The organism is Acidovorax sp. GW458-11-26-14-TSB4, from assembly GCF_059423865.1.
On the sequence record NZ_JBWKYR010000052.1, the window covers coordinates 1 to 1,449 of the forward strand.

Genomic DNA, 1,449 nt, shown 5'->3' on the forward strand with positions numbered 1-1,449 from the left:
TCGAGGTTGGAAGCGGTCTGCTCGGTGCGTGCCGACAGGTCGTGGTTGCCGTTGGCGATTTCCACCGAGGCCGAGGACACCGAGTCCACGCCGTGGCGCACTTCCGTGACCACGCCGCGCAAACGTGCCGACATCGCCGACAGTGAGCGCAGCATGTGGCCGAACTCGTCCTTGCGGGTGGAGTGCAGCTCGCGCGTGAGGTCGCCCGCTGCAATGGCGTCGATGGTGCTCACTGCCTGGTCGAGCGGGTCGCTGATGGAATGCACCAGCCGCCAGGCCAGGAAGATGCCCACCGCCAACAGCACCATGGACAGGATGATGCCCGAGATGGCGTTCTGGATGCGGCGGCTCGTGGCATCGGCGCGGATGGCGTCGCGGCGTTTTTCCAGCACCGCCACGAAATCGTCCTGGGCCTTGAGGTAGACCGTGACCAGGGGGGCGAACTCCCTGTCCGCAAACTGCTGGGTGGCCACGGCATCACCCGCGCCCTTGAGCTCCCAGGTCTTGGCGGTGGCGGCCAGAACGGCCTTGCGCGCATCGAGCACCTTGTCGAGGGCTGCCTTTTCCTCGGGCGCCGTGGCCGAGGCGACGATCTTTTCCTGCACCTTGTTGATGGCGCCGATGATCTCCTTGACCTTGGCACCATACTGCTCGGCCAGCACGGCATCGGTGGTCACTGCGCCGCCCATGACCATGTTGACGGCCGTTTCGGTGGCGCCGCGCCAGCGCACGGCCGAGGAGATGCGCCCCTCGATCTCGATGATGTCGTCCATCGCTGCCGACATGGAGTTGTTGCCCCGGTTCTGGGCGAAGCTCGAGAGCAGCAGCATCGCGATCATCAGACCCAGGAATGCCCCCCACAGCTTGCGGGAGACGCGGATATTGTCGAATTGCATGGCTCTTTTCCTTGTGGACCTGCGGTGCCTGGATGGTCCGCCCAGTGGCGGCGGAAACATTCAATTACAACCAGACAGGTATAGCCTACGCCAGCTGGAAGTCCCCAGACCGCTTCGTTTTACCGGGACAAACCCGAATCCGCAGAGTCCGGGCATGCTGCCAGTGCACGCCAGGGTGCCGGTTTCAGAAGCTTTCCCAGTCGTCGTCACTGCCACCGGCGGCGGCGCGCGGTGCCGCGGCCTTGGGCGCTGCGGCCGGGGCGGCAGGCGCCTTGCCGGTACTGCCCAGCCGGGGCGTGGCGGCAGCTGCGGGCTTCCTGCCGGCCGCTGAGGTGCCTACCGCGGCAGGACGGGCGCTGGAGGCGGGTGCCGGTGCGGGCCGGGGCGGCGGCGCCACCGGTGCCCGCGCAGCCATCGCGCCCACGTTGAACATCGACACCACCTCGGCCAGCTTCTGCGCCTGGTCGCGCATCGAGGCCGCCGCTGCCGTCGATTCTTCCACCAGCGCCGCATTCTGCTGCGTCATCTGATCGAGGTGCGTCACCGCCTGGTT

The 1,449-nt window shown here is 67.1% G+C and carries 1 protein-coding gene and 1 pseudogene; both read right to left on the reverse strand.

Annotated features, from left to right (window positions below; genetic code table 11):
- Nucleotides 1–896 (reverse strand): HAMP domain-containing protein (locus tag AC07X5_RS32610; RefSeq protein ID WP_494773549.1); only part of this gene is annotated, 896 nt, incomplete at its 3' end.
- A gap of 184 nt (nt 897–1,080) precedes the next feature.
- A pseudogene (locus tag AC07X5_RS32615) lies at nt 1,081–1,449 on the reverse strand (methyl-accepting chemotaxis protein); the annotation flags it as partial.